The following is a 15,361-nucleotide window of genomic DNA, read 5'->3' on the forward strand; positions in this document are numbered from 1 at the left end:
AACTCTTCTCCACGAGAGCTTCACAGTTGGAGCACAAAGGTTCCGCGGCCACTGCGAGGGGGGAGGCGGGGGGGGGGGGGGGGCGGCGGGGGGGGGGGGGGGGGGGGGGGGGGGGGGCGGGGGGGCGGCCCCCCCCCCCGCGCCAGGTGCACGAGCCGCGGGTACGGGGGGAACCCCGGCTCCGTGCGACGGCCGATGACCAGTCGGCTCACTCATTACTGCGTCACGGACTCCAGAAACGTCACACCTTGCGCCGAAAAAATTTCGGTGACCGCGAAATTGCAGGTCAGACGGGGTGGGGTCGATCAGAGTGCGGTGTAGGTCGGAGTCGGTGACGGGGTCGTGGAGCCGTTCCCGGGTGTACCGCGGTGCGCGGGGGCGAAGCCCGAGGGAGCGGAGTCGGCGCCGCCGTGGTGCCGGCCACCGCCCTTGCCGCCGTCCTTGTCTGCGCCCTGGCCGCTGTCCTTGTCCGCCTGGCCTCTGCCCTTGTTTCCGCCCTGGCCTCTGCCCTTGCCGCTGCCTTCGCCGCTGCCCTTGCCGCTGCCTTCGCCGCTGCCCTTGCCGCCGCCCTTGTTTCCGCCCTTGCCGTTGCCCTTGCCGCCGCCCGGGTCTGCGGGGGCGTCGTCGCCCTTGCCGTTGCCCTTGCCCCCGCCCTTGCCGTTGTCCGAGCCCTTGCCGGTGTCCGAGCCCTTGCCGGTGGTGTTCCCGCCGCCGCTGTCACCGCCGCCCGTGCGGCCGGAGGCGGAGTCACCGGCACCCAGCAGGACCTTGCAGTACGTGGTCACGCGGCCGGGGCCGCCCGCCAGGTGTTCCAGCGCGCGCCTGCGGCCGGTGTCCAGGTCCTTGCCGTCCCGCAGCGCACGACAGGCCGCGGTGGCGCCGAGCCACCCGGTGCCGGACGTCGCGGAGGGGGCGCCGGAGCCAGGGACGGGGGTCCGGCCGTCGTCCGTCCCCGCGGCCTCGTCGTCGGTGCCGCCACGGTGCCCGGGCGTACCGCCGTCCGGTGCGCCGGTGCCGGTCCCGCCGCCCGGTGCGGACGGCGAGGTGAGCGGCTGTCCGGTGGTCGTGCCGGGAGAGACGGAGGCGGCGGGGCCGGGGTGGTCGTCGCCGAACGGAGTGGGCAGCACTCCGCTGCCGGCGGCCACGGCGACGCCGCCGAGCGTGCCCGCGGCCACCGCCGCGGCGAGGGCCAGGCGCGCCGGGCGGGCCAAGCGGGGGCGCCGGGGGCGGATTCCGGTACGGGCCGGGGCGCCGATGCGGACCAGACCGGCGTCGGCGCCTCGTGCCGGGGTGCGGGGGGCGGTGGGAGCGTGGGCGGCGGCGGTGCGCTCCGCCTCGGCGGCCTCGCGGGCCTTGCGGAACGCGGCCAGGGCGGCCTGCTCGCCGGGGAGTTCACCGGGGGCGGGGGCCGCCTCCGCGGACAGCGCGCCGAGCGCGCGGGAGAGACGTTCTGCCTGGTCACGGGCGGAGGGGTCGACGGCTTCCGGTGACTCACCGCGCAGCAGGCGTTCCGCCGTCTCACGGTTCAGCCACTTGTACTGCTCGTCGGCCATCACATGTCCTTCTGCGTCCGCGCACGCGTATGCGTCACAGTTGCGGACGTCACCGCGCCCCGGCGCGGTTCTCTTTGCGGCGGGAGCGCGTCGAGTCCGCCCGCCGATTCCGGATCGTCGCCGATCAGCTCCGCGAGGCGCTTCAGACCGCGGTGCGCGGCGGTACGGACGGCGCCCGCGCGTTTGCCGAGGGTCTCGGCGGCGGTCTTGGCGTCCAGGCCCACGACCACGCGCAGGACGACCGCCTCGGCCTGGTCCTGCGGGAGCCGGGCGATCAGGGAGAGGGTGCTGTCCGTGGCCAGGGCCTCGATGGCCTCGCCGGCCGTGTCGGACTCGGCGGCGCGGCCGGTCAGCTCGGTCTCGTCGCCGCCTATGGCGGGGCGCCGGCCCCGCATGCGTATGTGGTCCAGGGCGCGGTTGCGGGCGATCCGGGCGGCCCAGCCGCGGAACCGGTCGGCGTCGCCGCTGAAACGGTCCAGGTCACGGGCGATCTGGAGCCATGCCTCGGACGCGACGTCCTCTGCGTCCGGGTCGCCGACCAGGGTCCGGACGTATCCGAGCAGGCGCGGGTGCACCGCGCGGTACACCGTACGGAACGCGGTCTCGTCTCCGTCCTGTGCCGCACGCACCGCGGTGGTCAGCTCCGCGTCGTCCCCCAGCACCGTACTCCCTTTACGCCTGTCTTCGGTCGGCGCGAAAGGCACGTTACGGCGTGAAACCGCTGCTCGTCCATGTCTGTAGAAGATGCAACTAACTCGTGACCGGGTTCGGATGTGCGCAGCGTGAGGTCGGGGCGGGGGCGGGATGTGGCCGCGCTGTGGCGAGGTGTGACAGAAACCGCACCGACGGCGCTGAAGGGAGTACGGGCCGCGCGCGGCCCGTCCACGCGACGGCCGGGGCCTCTCCTGTGGGGGGTGGCGGCCCCGGCCGTTGCCTTGGCGGGGCCGACGGACGCCTACGGCTTTCCACCGGAGGAGTCACGACCGGCCGCCTTGCCGCCGGTGGAATTCCCTTCGGTCGAGTTCCCTCCGGTCGAGTTCCCGGCGGCAGCGTTCCCCTGGCCGCCGCCACCCTTGCTCTCCCCGTTGCCGGTGTTGCCGTTGGCGCCTACGTCGCCTTTGTTGCCGGAGGAGCCGGAGGAGCCGGCGTTGTGCGCGTTGTTGGCGTCGTCGGCGTTGTTGTCTGAGTTCTTGCCCTGCTTCCACTCCGCCGCACGGGCTGCGCAGTAGGCGGCGACCTTCTCCGGTCCCCCCGCCGCACTGACGAGCCGCTGCCAGGCCGCCGACTCCAGGGCACCGCCGCGGTCCCCGGCCCGCGTGTAGGCACGGCAGTGGGCGAGGGTGTCCCGGGCGGTGACCGGCCGGCCGGGGTGATCCGCGGACGTGGTGGCCGGGGGCCCGGCTGCCGTGGCGTCGGCCGGGACGCGCGGAGTGCCCGGCACCGGCCGCGTGGTGTGTGGCGCTCGGCTCCGGTCGTCGTCGTGCGAGCCGGACCCGGCGGAGCCGATGGCCGCGACGGCGACTCCGCCCAGCGTGAGGCTCGCCAGGGCGACCGAGAGGGTGGTCCGCAGTGAGCGGCGGGCGGGTGCCGGCCGCCCGGGCCGCCAGTCGTCCCGGGTGCGGGTCCGCGCGCCGTGCGCTCCCGCGTCGCGCGCGGCCCGGAAGGCGGCGACGGCGCTGCGCTCGGCCTCGGCGTCGACGCGGTCGGCGCGCAGCGCGGCGGCCAACCGGGTCTCCAGCCCGGAGGCGTCGGCCGGGTCCGGCGTGGCGACGGCACCGCCGGGGTGCGCACGCCGACGACCGGTCAGCCCGCCGCCGCTGTGCCGTTCACCCATGCCCGTTCCCGCCCTCACCCGGTCCACCCGGAACTCCGTACGCCGACCCACCCGCACCCACTCGCCCGAACCCCGGACGCCCGCACCTACCGACCGTCACGCCCCGCACCCGGAAGCACCAGCCACCCCGAGACCGTGAGTCCCGCCCCCACGCATACGTCCCACACCCGCCGGCGCGTTCACCCCGGCTCACCCCGCGGCGGCGGCTCCGGGTCCGTCGTGCCGTCCGCGCCGAGTTGGCGGGCCAGGCGTCGCAGGCCCCGGTACGCGGCCGTGCGGACGGCGCCGGGGCGTTTACCGAGGACCCGGGCCGCGGCCGGGCCGTCGAGGCCGACGACCACCCGCAGCAGCACCGCCTCGGCCTGGTCCCGGGGCAGCGCGCGGACCAGTTCCAGCGCGCGTGCGGTGGAGAGCGACTCCAGCGCCTGCTCGTGGGTGCTGTGCCGGCCGGGCAGCTCCAGGGCGTCCTGCTCCAGCCGCGCCGCCCGGGGCCGTACCCGCTGCCGACGCAGATGGTCCAGCGCCCGGTGCCGGGCGATGGTCGCGGTCCAGCCGCGGAAGCCCGCGCCGTCGCCCCGGAACCGGCCGAGGTCGCGGGCGATCTCCAGCCAGGCCTCGGAGGCGACGTCCTCCGCGTCCTCGCCGACCAGCCCCCGCAGATAGCCCAGCAGACCGGGCTGCACGATCCGGTAGGCCGCCGCGAACGCGGTCTCGTCGCCGTCCTGGGCCCGCGCGACGGCCGCGCCCAGTTCCCCGTCCCGCGGCTGCGGGCGGCGGGGTTCCCCTCCCTGGCCCAAGACCGTCCTCGTTCGTGCCGAGTTCCTGGCCACTGCGTGGCGCTTGCCTCACGGTGCGACACGCTCCGGCCGTGTCCCCGCCCTCCACGATCATCAGCGTCGGCCCCGACGGAAGTGTCACAGCCAGGCCGGACCGGTCAGCCGGGGGCGGTCGCGTCCCGGCACAGCAGCCGCAGTGAGCCGTGGCCGCCGTAGCAGCGGCGGGCCTCCTCGATGGGGTCCCACAGCCGGCCGTCGGGGGTGCGCACCCAGTGCTCGCCACCGGTCGCCCACCACTCGGCGCCGGTCTGCCGGACGATCACCTCGCCGGCGTAGGCGCCGAAGCCGCGCAGCACGCTCTCGACGGCCGCGTACGGTGGCCCCTCCCGCCGTATCTCCTCGATCATCCGGTCCACCCGCCACAGGCTCTGGGCCGAGTAGTCGAGCCGTACCCGCGCGCCCTCGCGCATGGTCGCCACCGCGTCCGCCGCCCACCGCACGGGCTTGGCCGCGGCGCTCGGCCGGGTCTCCTGCTGTGCTGTCCGGGACGGGGCGGCCGCATGAGCTGTCACATGAGTCGTCACTTGGGCTGTCACATAGGGAAGAGCGAGCCGGGGCCGGGTTCCGTCACCGTCGTTCGAAACGTTTCTCCCGACGTTCGGCCAACCACCGCAGGACCACCCCACGTCCGCCGCACGAGGGTCACAGACTCCCCTCACGCCCCCGGTTCCGCGACGCTGCGCGCCCGGCGGGAGACCACCGCGCGCAGCACCCGGCGGCCCTCCACGGATATCTCCAGCGCCCGGCGCAGCCCCTGGGCACCGTGTCCCGCGAGGAGTTCCAGCACGGCGGCCTGGCGGCGCAGCTCGGCGGTGACGAGCGGCGGAAGGTCCGCCGGGGCGCCCGCGCGCCCCGCGTCGAGGGGCTCCGGGGCCGGGTCGCCGTCTGCCGCGGGGTCGAGCAGGCGGTGGACGCGCAGCGAGGCGACCGAGCAGGCGTCGGCCCAGGGCCGTACGGCGCCGGCGGTGCGTTCGGCCGGGGCCGAGTCCAGCATGCGCCGGGTGAGCCGGGCGGCCTCGTCGTCGGCGGGGTCCGCGGGGGCGAGCGCGGCGCGGGCCAGGGACAGGTCGGCGGACCAGTCGGAGCCGTCGGCGAGGCGGGCCCACAGCGGGCGAAGCAGCTCGTCGTCGCCTCCGAGCAGCGGCAGACACCGATCCAAACAAGCCAATCCGCTGGCGGCCAGTCCGCGTTCGTCGGCCTGTGCGATGAGTTCGACCAGGCTCATGAATGCCTCCCTCGCCAGGGCACCGACCGGTACGGAGCCCGCACTTCCCCTTTCTGCGTGCCACGGCGCGGGAGTGTCACAGCGGAGGTGTTTCAGCCAAAGGTGACAGCGGCGGGGTCAGCCGAGGACGGGGGCCGGCAGCTCGCCCGAGAACACCTTGCGCTCCTGCATACGGGTCAGCCGGACGACCACCACGATGGCGAAGGCGGCCGCCGCGATGTCGACCCCGTCGGAGAACAGCGTCACCCGGGCGGCGTCGCGCAGTTCGGCCGCCGTCTCGGCGTTCCGGGAGGCGGTGTACGCGTACCGGCCCGCGAGGAGGCTGATGATCCACAGCGACCACCAGGCGTTGACCGGCGTGTGCCCGGGCCGCGCGCCCCAGGGAGCGCTGGCGTCCCAGCTGTCGGCGACGATCCGGCGCGGGAACCAGAGGTTCACGACCGGGCAGAACCAGCCGCCGATCGTCCAGCCGCGCTTCATCCGGTGCCGGGAGGCGTCGAACACCTCGGCGTTCACCCGGACCCGCCACAGCCAGCACAGGTAGACGACCGTCGTGGCGACCAGCGCGACCATCTGGGAGACGCCGGCCATCGCGTAGAGCGCGTCCGCGCGGTCGGCCCGGTCGACGACGCCGGCCCCGCCGACGCCGTCGGCGATGTCGCCGGTGACGTCGAGTTCCAGCAGGTCCGCGCAGCAGGCGAACAGGTCGGTGGCGATGACGAGGCCGAGCAGTACGGCGGTGGCCCGGCCGAGCGCGGCCGGCGAGCGCAGCCAGGCGCCGGGCGGGGCGGGGTACGGCGGCGCGGGATGCGGCGTCGGATACGGCGGCGTGGGCATGGACGAGGTCATGGCGGAGTTCCCCCGGGACGATGAGAGCCGGGCCGGCGCGTCGGCTCTCCCCGAGGCGACGCGCGGCCACTGGTACGGACGCGCGCGTTCCGAGGACGTGCGCGAACACCGGAACATATGGTCGGACGCCGCCGTGCGTCCACTCGGTTCTCAGCCCAGCCGGTCCGCCAGCCCGCGGAAGTCGGCCCAGGACAGCGCGGGCGTGCCCGGGTCCCACAGCTTCTGCGCGGTGGCCCGCAGGGGCATCCGGATGCCGGCGGCGACCTGTGCCTCCGTCTGCGCGTTCGGGAAGTCGGACCAGACCGCGAAGGAGCCGCCGAGGATCTGCCCGTCGTAGCGCTCCGGCACGGCGGTCGTGCCCCGCAGGACGCGCGGGTTCCACTGCTCGTAGATCCGCTGTCCGGTCGGGTAGACGAAGGTCTGCGGCTGTCCGAGCACGTAGTAGAGGAACTCGTCGTTGTAGTTGAGCACCTTCCGCCCCGCACTCAGGTACTCCACGGGCTGCCGGGCGCCGATCTCCTTGCCGGTCCAGTAGGCGACCTGGATGTCCGGGTCGGGCCGCACGGAGGTGTCGCGGTAGAAGCCGTCGTTCCAGGCGCGGACGGTCCGGTCGTGGGCGCGGACGGTGGCGGCGCGGTCATTGAGCCAGCCGGTGGCGAGGTCGGCGACGGTCGCGCCGGCGCCGAAGGCCCGCCGGGCGGCGGCGGCCAGTTGCGGGTAGGAGGCCTGCGGGTCCCTGACGGTCAGCGCCTGGTACTCGTCCCCGCCCAGGTGCCACTGGCCGCCGGTGAAGAGCCCGGCGTACTCGTCGAGCAGGTCGTCGACGATCCGCGCGGCGGCGTCCTTCGAGATGTCGACGGCGCCCCGCGTCGGCACGCCGCTCGCGTTGCGCAGCTGGAGGTCCGGGTGGGCGGCGATGACGGCGCCCAGGTGCCCCGGCGAGTCGATCTCCGGCACGACGGTGATGTGCCGGCTGTCCGCCAGCGCCACGATCTTCCTGACCTGGGCCTTGGTCAGGTGGTCCCTGGAGACGATCTCGGGGTGGCTGCTGGACTCGATCCGGAAGGCCTGGTCGTCGGAGAAGTGCAGGCCCAGCTCGTTGAACTTCAGGTCCCCCAGCTCGCGTATCCGGTCCTCGATCCAGGTCTCGCCGTACGGCTTGCGCGCGATGTCCAGCATGAACCCGCGCACCGGCTTGGCGGGCTCGTCCCGTACGACGCCCTCGGGTGCCGTACCGCCGCCGTGGACCTCCTGCTTCAGGGTGCGGGTGCCGTAGAAGACGCCGGCCTCGCCGGGCCCGCTGATGTCGACCCGTCCGCTGCGGACGGTCATGGTGTACGACTCCTCGTTCCCGCCCCCGCCGCCGAGCGCGAGCCGTACGTCGCCCGCCCGGACGTCGTCCTTCTCCCCCGCGTAGCGCAGTCCCAGCTCCCCGGCTATGAGCCGTCCCTCGTCGGCGAGCTCCGGGTCGCTCACCACCACCCGCCCGCCCGGCCGCGGTGTCCAGCCGGGCCCGCGCGCCGGGGTGTGGGAGCGCACCGCGGGTATCGTGCGCGGCGCCCGCGACAGCGGATAGGAGCGGCTCGGGCTGGGACTCGCCGACGGTGTGTCCGGATCGCCGGAGCCGGCGCCGGCCACCCGGCCGGAGGACGACTGCCGCGCGCCCGCGTCCGGCTGTCCGCCGCCCCCGTCCGAGGCGGCCCACACGCCGACGCCGGTGCCGAGCGCGATGGTCCCGACGAACGCGGCGGCCACCACCGCCCGCTTCCGTGTCACCTGCCGCGCCGGGCTCCGGCGCCTGTGCCTGTGCTGGATCACCCTGCCAACGTACGACCGATCGCCCGCTCAGCTGTCACCCAGGCGTTCCGAAACTCTCCCGTCCGGGTGAATTTCAGGCATCCCTCGGACACAGCGTGACCACTCTCGATAACCTGAGGTCACACTTTTCACAGCATCCCCTGCCACACCACCTGTGACGCGAGGACCCACGCTGCCCGCCCACCGCCTGCCGTATCTCCCCACGCCCCTCGACGCCTTCAACACCGCGCCCGCGGACGAGGCCCGCGCTCTTCTCCTGCACTGCCTGCACAGTCTGCGCTGGTCGCACCGGCTCGCCGACCACCGCCCCTACCCCGACCTGGACGCCCTGCTGGCGGCGGCGGACGAGGCGGCGTACGACCTCTCCCCCGGCGATCTGGCCGAGGCCCTGGCCGGCGAGTCCCTCCCCGAGCTTCCCGAGGACACCTACTCGGCGGCCCACATGGCCCTGAGCGCCGCGCACGCCGCCTACGAGGCCCGATTCGGACACGCGTTCGTCGTCTATCTCGGAGACGTCGCCCCGGGCGAGGTCATCGACCACATCCTCGAAGCGATCCGGTCACGATTGGCAAACGATCCCGAGGAGGAACGGGTGGTGGCGGCGGACGAGCTCCGGCGCCTCGCCCGGGGACGGCTGCTGGCCCTGCTAAGCGGCGCCGGGCTGTGTTCGATTTGTGGCTGCCGCCACATGGGCGCGACCAGCCCAAACACCCCCGCACCCGGCAAATGACACTCGAACCCGCCCCGGTGACCGCGCCCGCTAGTCCAACCGCGTGCCACTTTGATCACACCGGTAGGCCCCCCGTAAGCACCACGGCGGCACGTGGATACCATGCAGAGGGCCGGTGGACCGTACCCGGCCGGGCCCGACCGACAGTGAAGCCGGCGCGGCCCTAGTCCCCGCTCCCGGAGGGTTCTTCCGTGCCGGCTGGAACGCTGTACCGCGGCCGGGAAGGAATGTGGTCCTGGGTGGCTCACCGAGTCACCGGCGTCCTCATCTTCTTCTTCCTGTTCGTTCACGTGCTGGACACCGCTCTCGTGCGTGTCTCCCCCGAGGACTACGACAAGGTCGTAGCCACGTACAAGACGCCGATCGTCGCGCTGCTGGAGTACGGCCTCGTCGCCGCCATCCTCTTCCACGCGCTCAACGGCCTGCGCGTCATCGCCGTCGACTTCTGGTCGAAGGGCCCGCGCTACCAGAAGCAGATGTTCTGGACCGTGATGGGTGTCTGGATCGTGCTGATGCTCGGGGCGATCTACCCGGTCCTCGGTCACGCCTACCGTGTCCTGTTTGGGAGCTGACGCCGATGTCCACGACTGAAACCGCGGCCTCCGGAGTCGGCCCCGTCGAGGGCGCTCCCGTCTACACCGTCGACAACCCGGCCCCGCTGATCGAGGCGCCGCGCAAGCGCACCAAGAAGTCCCCGAAGTCGACCCGGGGCAACTTCGAGCTGGCCGCCTGGCTGTTCATGCGCCTGTCCGGCATCGTGCTGGTCGTCCTCGTCATCGGCCACCTGCTGATCCAGCTCGTGCTGGACGGCGGCGTCTCCAAGATCGGCTTCGCCTTCGTGGCCGGCCGCTGGGCGTCCCCCTTCTGGCAGGTCTGGGACCTGCTGATGCTGTGGCTGGCGATGCTGCACGGCGCCAACGGCCTGCGCACGATCATCAACGACTACGCGGAGCGCCCGAACAGCCGGCTGTGGCTGAAGGGCCTGCTCTACACCGCCACGGTGTTCACCATCCTGCTGGGCACGCTGGTGATCTTCACCTTCGACCCGAACATCCGCTAGGCACGGGGCTGCGAGAATCATGAAGATCCACAAGTACGACACCGTCATCGTCGGCGCCGGCGGCGCGGGCATGCGCGCCGCCATCGAGGCGACGAAGCGCAGCCGCACCGCGGTCCTGACGAAGCTCTACCCCACCCGCTCCCACACGGGCGCCGCGCAGGGCGGCATGGCCGCCGCGCTGGCCAACGTGGAGGAGGACAACTGGGAGTGGCACACCTTCGACACGGTCAAGGGCGGTGACTACCTGGTCGACCAGGACGCCGCCGAGATCCTGGCGAAGGAGGCCATCGACGCCGTCCTCGACCTGGAGAAGATGGGCCTGCCGTTCAACCGGACGCCGAACGGCACCATCGACCAGCGCCGCTTCGGCGGTCACAGCCGCAACCACGGCGAGGCCCCGGTCCGCCGGTCCTGCTACGCCGCGGACCGCACCGGCCACATGATCCTCCAGACGCTGTACCAGAACTGCGTCAAGGAGGGCGTGGAGTTCTTCAACGAGTTCTACGTCCTGGACCAGCTGATCACCGAGGTCGACGGCGTCAAGAAGTCGGCCGGTGTGGTGGCGTACGAGCTCGCCACCGGTGAGATCCACGTCTTCCAGGCGAAGGCCGTCATCTACGCCTCCGGCGGCACCGGCAAGTTCTTCAAGGTGACGTCGAACGCCCACACGCTGACCGGTGACGGTCAGGCGGCGGTCTACCGGCGCGGCCTCCCGCTGGAGGACATGGAGTTCTTCCAGTTCCACCCGACCGGCATCTGGCGCATGGGCATCCTGCTCACCGAGGGCGCCCGCGGTGAGGGCGGCATCCTGCGCAACAAGGACGGCGAGCGCTTCATGGAGAAGTACGCTCCCGTCATGAAGGACCTGGCGTCCCGTGACGTCGTGTCCCGCTCCATCTACACGGAGATCCGCGAGGGCCGTGGCTGTGGTCCCGAGGGCGACCACGTCTACCTGGACCTGACCCACCTGCCGCCGGAGCAGCTGGACGCCAAGCTCCCGGACATCACCGAGTTCGCGCGGACCTACCTCGGCATCGAGCCGTACACGGACCCGATCCCGATCCAGCCCACCGCCCACTACGCGATGGGCGGCATCCCGACGAACGTCATGGGCGAGGTCCTGGCGGACAACACCACGGTCGTCCCGGGTCTGTACGCGGCCGGCGAGGTCGCCTGCGTGTCGGTGCACGGCGCCAACCGGCTCGGCACCAACTCGCTGCTGGACATCAACGTCTTCGGCCGCCGCGCGGGCATCGCCGCCGCCGAGTACTCGGCGAAGGCCGACTACGTCGAGCTGCCGGACGCCCCGGAGTCCTTCGTCGTCGAGCAGATCGAGCGGCTGCGCACCTCCACCGGCAACGAGCGGGTGGCGACGATCCGCCGCGAGCTGCAGGAGACCATGGACGCGAACGTCATGGTGTTCCGCACCGAGCAGACGATCAAGACGGCGGTCGAGAAGATCGCCGAGCTGAAGGAGCGCTACAAGAACGTGGCGATCCAGGACAAGGGCAGGCGTTTCAACACGGACCTGCTGGAGGCGATCGAGCTGGGCAACCTGCTCGACCTGGCCGAGGTCATGGCGGTGTCGGCCCTCGCCCGCAAGGAGTCCCGCGGTGGTCACTACCGCGAGGACTACCCGAACCGCGACGACGTCAACTTCATGCGCCACACCATGGCGTACCGCGAGGTCGGCGCCGACGGCTCGGAAACCGTCCGTCTCGACTACAAGCCGGTCGTCCAGACCCGCTACCAGCCGATGGAGCGTAAGTACTGATGGCTACCCCTGTTCTGGACAAGGCGGACGCGGCCGGCCAGCCCGAGCCCGGTTTCGCCGACTCCCCCTACATCACGGTCACCTTCCGCATCCGCCGGTTCAACCCGGAGGTCGCGGCGGAGGCCACCTGGGAAGACTTCCAGCTGGAGATCGACCCCAAGGAGCGGGTCCTCGACGGCCTCCACAAGATCAAGTGGGACGTCGACGGCACCCTCACCTTCCGCCGCTCGTGCGCGCACGGCATCTGCGGCTCGGACGCGATGCGGATCAACGGCAAGAACCGCCTTGCCTGCAAGACGCTGATCAAGGACATCAACCCCGAGAAGCCGATCACGGTCGAGCCCATCAAGGGCCTGACGGTCCTGAAGGACCTGGTCGTGGACATGGAGCCGTTCTTCCAGGCGTACCGGGACGTCATGCCGTTCCTGGTCGTCAAGGAGACGAACGAGCCCACCCGGGAGCGCTACCAGTCCCCGGAGGACCGCGAGCGCTTCGACGACACGACGAAGTGCATCCTGTGCGCGGCCTGCACCTCCTCCTGCCCGGTGTTCTGGAACGACGGCCAGTACTTCGGTCCGGCCGCGATCGTGAACGCCCACCGCTTCATCTTCGACTCGCGTGACGAGGCCGGCGAGCAGCGGCTGGAGATCCTCAACGACCGTGACGGCGTGTGGCGTTGCCGCACGACCTTCAACTGCACGGACGCCTGCCCGCGCGGCATCGAGGTCACGAAGGCGATCCAGGAAGTGAAGCGCGCCCTGATCACGCGCCGCTACTGATCCACGGACGCGCCTGAAGCACTCGGGCCCCGCCCCCGGTTCCGCGCCGGGGGCGGGGCCCTTGCCATGGCGGCGGGGCGCCGCCCGGGCCGGAGGGTGCCGTACAACTGTCCCGCGTGGTCGTGGGTCTTGCGGGTGCACGCGATCAAGGAGACACATTGCGCACGCACAGGAAGCTCGCCGTGGCGACGGCCACGGCGCTCTCGCTCACCGGCGGACTGCTGGCCCTCACGGCAGGGACGGCGGCCGCGGTGACACCCGCCAAGTACGCCGACGACTTCAACGGCGACGGGTACCGGGACTACGCGTCCGGCTGGGGTGGCGAGGTCACGGTCACCTACGGCACGGCCGGCGGGCCGGGGTCCAAGTCGGTCACCTTCACGCAGGACAGCCCCGGCATCCCGGGCAAGGCCGGGGATGCCGGTGGGTACGCCGACACGTTCGGGGACCAGGTCGCGAACGCCGACCTCAACCGTGACGGGTACGCCGACCTCGCCGTCGCCGACAGCAGCGAGAAGGTCGGTACGAAGGCCGGGGCGGGCGCGGTCACCATCCTGTGGGGCGCCAAGGCGGGCCTCGGGGCGAAGGCCACGCGCATCCCGGCCAGGTCGACGACCGCGTTCGGCGCGGCCCTGGCCTCCGGTGACTTCAACGGCGACGGCAAGCCGGACCTGGCCGTCGCCGACGTCACGGGCACCCTCTTCGTCTACCGGGGCGGCTTCTCCCCGTCCGGTACGACGGGCAGCGTCACCAAACTGGAGGTCAGCCCCAGCGGTGCCGAGGTGCTGGAGCCGTCCGCGATCGTCGCCGGCAAGGTGACCAAGGACAAGGCCACCGACCTGTACGTGCTCGGCCAGGGCTACCGGAACGGCAAGATGACGCAGGCCGCGTGGTTCGTGCAGGGCGGCTCCACGATCAAGCGGGGGAAGTACACGACGTACAACGCCACCCAGGCGGACTACGGCGCGACCGGCGTGATCGCCGACTTCGACAAGAACGGCTACGGCGACCTGGCCGTCAGCGACACGCCGTACAACAAGGGCGCGGGCTCCGTGCTGGTGCTGCGCGGCGGCGTGAGCGGGCCGACCACCTCCTACCGGCTGTCCCAGTCCACCTCCGGCGTGGCGACCGCCGCCGGCAGGAACGACCGCTTCGGTCACGCCCTCTCCGCCGGCGACACCAACCGCGACGGCTACCCGGACCTCGCGGTGGGCGTGCCCGAGGAGGAGGTCGGCTCGGTCGGGAACGCGGGCGGCGTGCACGTCCTGCGGGGCGGCAGGAGCGGTGTGACCGGCACCGGCTCGCAGTGGTTCACCCGGGCGACCGCGGGCGTACCGGGCGGCCCGGCCGACTCCGAGGCGCTCGGCCTGTTCGTCCGGCTGCGGGACTTCGACCGGGACGGCGACGCCGACCTGCTGGTCTCCGGTGACCTCTACCGCAAGGGCCTGCTGCTGCGCGGATCCGCCAAGGGCGTCACGACCAGCGGCGCGTCGCAGTCCGACCTGGACCCCGGCTTCCCGCAGTGAGCCACTGACGGGTCCCCCTGGAAGCCCCACCGGAAGGCCGCTCCGGTGGGGCTCCTCGCTTCCCGGGAGCAAGAATCCTAATGTGACGACATGTCAGACGAAGAGTCGTACGAACTGCTCGGTTTCGACAACGTGCTGCTCCCCGTCGGCGACCTCGGCGAGGCCGTCGCCTTCTACGAGCGGGCCGGGTTCGCCGTGGGCTTCCGGTTCGACGAGGGCGGGATCGCGCAGCTGAAGGTCGGCGGGGAGACGCCCGGCATCCTGCTGCGCGCGGAGGAGGAGCTGCGGCGGCGGACCCCGCCCTGGCCTTCGCCGCGCGTCTGGCTGGAGGTGCCGGACGCGCGGGCGGCGGCGCGGGAGCTGGCCGCCGCCGGCATCGAACCCCTGGACGAGGTCTTCCCGGTGGCCACCGGCTGGACGGTGGAGATCGCCGACCCCTGGGGGAACGTCCTCGGCTTCACGGACTACACCAAGCGCCCGGCACTGGGCCGCAGAGCCTGAGGACACCGCGACCACCCCGGGCGGCGACGAGAGGCCGGAGGTGCTCCTGGCCGTCCTGCTCCGGGGCGGCCCCCGTCACTCGTTAGGCTCCTCCCGTGCCCGCGAAGAACGACGGTCCCGAGGCGGCCGGCCCCCAGAGCAGCAAGTCCGAGCAGACCCGCGCGCTGATCCTGGAGACCGCGATGCGGTTGTTCCAGGAGCGCGGGTACGACAAGACGACGATGCGGGCCATCGCCAAGGAGGCCGGGGTCTCCGTCGGCAACGCCTACTACTACTTCGAGGGCAAGGAACACCTGATCCAGGGCTTCTACGACCGGATCGCCGCCGAGCACCGGGCGGTGGTCCGGGAGGTCCTGGACCGGGAGACCGACCTGGAGGCGCGGCTCGCGGGCGTGCTGACCGCGTGGCTGGACATCGCCCGGCCGTACCACGAGTTCGCGGTGCAGTTCTTCAAGAACGCCGCCGACCCCGACAGCCCGCTCAGCCCCTTCTCGCCCGAGAGCGAGCACGCGCGCGAGCAGGCCATCAGCGTGCACCGGGAGGTGCTGGCCGGCTCGAAGTCCAAGGTGGCTCCCGAGCTGCGGGACGTGCTCCCGGAGCTGATGTGGCTGGCCCAGATGGGTCTGGTCCTGTACTGGATCTTCGACCGCACGGAGGGGCGGGAGCGTAGTTACCGGCTGGCGCGGCGGGGGGCCCGGCTGACCGCCCGCGGTGTCTCACTGGCCCGGTTCCGGGTGCTGCGGCCCCTGGTCCTGGAGGTCCACGAGCTGTTCACGGACTTCCTGCCGGGGATGACGAAGGCCCTGCCGGACCCGGGGCGGAGGGGCCGGGACGGCGAGTGATCACTTTCGGGTGAACGCGCGGGAACAGGACGCC

General features: G+C 72.5%; 16 protein-coding genes. 8 read left to right on the top strand and 8 right to left on the bottom strand.

Annotated elements, in window-relative coordinates:
* Positions 1-305 precede the first annotated feature (305 nt).
* From ACH4LD_RS39345 to ACH4LD_RS39380, 8 genes are all read right to left on the bottom strand, one after another.
* On the bottom strand, positions 306-1,553 hold the full coding sequence (locus ACH4LD_RS39345; RefSeq protein WP_398059116.1) for a hypothetical protein: 1,248 nt from the start codon (positions 1,551-1,553) through the stop codon (positions 306-308).
* A complete protein-coding gene (locus tag ACH4LD_RS39350) occupies positions 1,553-2,215 on the bottom strand; it encodes an RNA polymerase sigma factor (protein WP_132786728.1) in 663 nt (220 codons plus the stop codon). The genes ACH4LD_RS39345 and ACH4LD_RS39350 overlap by 1 nt, the downstream gene beginning before the upstream one ends.
* 293 nt (positions 2,216-2,508) lie before the next feature.
* Positions 2,509-3,387, bottom strand: a complete 879-nt coding sequence (locus ACH4LD_RS39355; RefSeq protein WP_398059117.1) for a hypothetical protein — start codon at positions 3,385-3,387, stop codon at positions 2,509-2,511.
* Between the two features lie 179 nt (positions 3,388-3,566).
* The gene (locus ACH4LD_RS39360) at positions 3,567-4,184 is read right to left on the bottom strand and encodes an RNA polymerase sigma factor (protein ID WP_398059118.1); all 618 of its coding nucleotides are present in this window, start codon (positions 4,182-4,184) and stop codon (positions 3,567-3,569) included.
* A gap of 137 nt (positions 4,185-4,321) precedes the next feature.
* Positions 4,322-4,735: a hypothetical protein gene (locus ACH4LD_RS39365; protein WP_398059119.1), complete on the bottom strand. Its 414-nt coding sequence runs from the start codon at positions 4,733-4,735 to the stop codon at positions 4,322-4,324.
* Positions 4,736-4,878: 143 nt separating this feature from the next.
* The gene (locus ACH4LD_RS39370; protein WP_398059121.1) at positions 4,879-5,448 is read right to left on the bottom strand and encodes a hypothetical protein; all 570 of its coding nucleotides are present in this window, start codon (positions 5,446-5,448) and stop codon (positions 4,879-4,881) included.
* 117 nt (positions 5,449-5,565) lie between these two features.
* The gene (locus tag ACH4LD_RS39375; protein ID WP_398059123.1) at positions 5,566-6,297 is read right to left on the bottom strand and encodes a DUF4328 domain-containing protein; all 732 of its coding nucleotides are present in this window, start codon (positions 6,295-6,297) and stop codon (positions 5,566-5,568) included.
* A 150-nt stretch (positions 6,298-6,447) separates the two neighbouring features.
* The gene (locus ACH4LD_RS39380) at positions 6,448-8,073 is read right to left on the bottom strand and encodes a glycoside hydrolase family 20 protein (protein ID WP_398059124.1); all 1,626 of its coding nucleotides are present in this window, start codon (positions 8,071-8,073) and stop codon (positions 6,448-6,450) included.
* A 196-nt stretch (positions 8,074-8,269) separates the two neighbouring features.
* Between ACH4LD_RS39380 and ACH4LD_RS39385 the strand changes: the two genes are divergently transcribed.
* From ACH4LD_RS39385 to ACH4LD_RS39420, 8 genes are all read left to right on the top strand, one after another.
* Positions 8,270-8,845, top strand: a complete 576-nt coding sequence (locus ACH4LD_RS39385; RefSeq protein WP_398059126.1) for a 2-oxo-4-hydroxy-4-carboxy-5-ureidoimidazoline decarboxylase — start codon at positions 8,270-8,272, stop codon at positions 8,843-8,845.
* A 191-nt stretch (positions 8,846-9,036) separates the two neighbouring features.
* A complete protein-coding gene (sdhC, locus tag ACH4LD_RS39390; RefSeq protein ID WP_043195476.1) occupies positions 9,037-9,417 on the top strand; it encodes a succinate dehydrogenase, cytochrome b556 subunit in 381 nt (126 codons plus the stop codon).
* Positions 9,418-9,422: 5 nt separating this feature from the next.
* Positions 9,423-9,905, top strand: a complete 483-nt coding sequence (locus ACH4LD_RS39395) for a succinate dehydrogenase hydrophobic membrane anchor subunit (protein ID WP_103816282.1) — start codon at positions 9,423-9,425, stop codon at positions 9,903-9,905.
* 19 nt (positions 9,906-9,924) lie between these two features.
* Positions 9,925-11,679 carry a succinate dehydrogenase flavoprotein subunit gene (gene sdhA, locus ACH4LD_RS39400; RefSeq protein ID WP_132786734.1) on the top strand — a complete coding sequence of 585 codons (1,755 nt, stop codon included), beginning with the start codon at positions 9,925-9,927 and terminating at the stop codon, positions 11,677-11,679.
* A complete protein-coding gene (locus tag ACH4LD_RS39405; RefSeq protein ID WP_030641455.1) occupies positions 11,679-12,458 on the top strand; it encodes a succinate dehydrogenase iron-sulfur subunit in 780 nt (259 codons plus the stop codon). The genes sdhA and ACH4LD_RS39405 overlap by 1 nt, the downstream gene beginning before the upstream one ends.
* A gap of 158 nt (positions 12,459-12,616) precedes the next feature.
* A complete protein-coding gene (locus ACH4LD_RS39410) occupies positions 12,617-13,984 on the top strand; it encodes an FG-GAP and VCBS repeat-containing protein (protein ID WP_398059129.1) in 1,368 nt (455 codons plus the stop codon).
* A 90-nt stretch (positions 13,985-14,074) separates the two neighbouring features.
* Positions 14,075-14,485 (top strand): VOC family protein, encoded by a 411-nt coding sequence (locus tag ACH4LD_RS39415; protein ID WP_103816279.1) that lies wholly within the window; start codon positions 14,075-14,077, stop codon positions 14,483-14,485.
* 95 nt (positions 14,486-14,580) lie between these two features.
* Positions 14,581-15,327 (top strand): TetR/AcrR family transcriptional regulator, encoded by a 747-nt coding sequence (locus tag ACH4LD_RS39420; protein ID WP_398059130.1) that lies wholly within the window; start codon positions 14,581-14,583, stop codon positions 15,325-15,327.
* Positions 15,328-15,361: the final 34 nt, after the last annotated feature.

Source organism: Streptomyces sp. NPDC017676, from assembly GCF_044329325.1.
GTDB lineage: Bacteria > Actinomycetota > Actinomycetes > Streptomycetales > Streptomycetaceae > Streptomyces.

Bases quoted from the DNA above. Each gene is read 5' to 3' on its own strand.
- ACH4LD_RS39405 (WP_030641455.1), top strand. From the start codon at position 11,679: ATGGCTACCCCTGTTCTGGACAAGGCGGACGCGGCCGGCCAGCCCGAG.
- sdhA (WP_132786734.1), top strand. From the start codon at position 9,925: ATGAAGATCCACAAGTACGACACCGTCATCGTCGGCGCCGGCGGCGCG.
- ACH4LD_RS39370 (WP_398059121.1), bottom strand. From the start codon at position 5,448: ATGAGCCTGGTCGAACTCATCGCACAGGCCGACGAACGCGGACTGGCC.
- ACH4LD_RS39375 (WP_398059123.1), bottom strand. From the start codon at position 6,297: ATGACCTCGTCCATGCCCACGCCGCCGTATCCGACGCCGCATCCCGCG.
- ACH4LD_RS39395 (WP_103816282.1), top strand. From the start codon at position 9,423: ATGTCCACGACTGAAACCGCGGCCTCCGGAGTCGGCCCCGTCGAGGGC.
- ACH4LD_RS39415 (WP_103816279.1), top strand. From the start codon at position 14,075: ATGTCAGACGAAGAGTCGTACGAACTGCTCGGTTTCGACAACGTGCTG.
- ACH4LD_RS39345 (WP_398059116.1), bottom strand. From the start codon at position 1,553: ATGGCCGACGAGCAGTACAAGTGGCTGAACCGTGAGACGGCGGAACGC.
- ACH4LD_RS39355 (WP_398059117.1), bottom strand. From the start codon at position 3,387: ATGGGTGAACGGCACAGCGGCGGCGGGCTGACCGGTCGTCGGCGTGCG.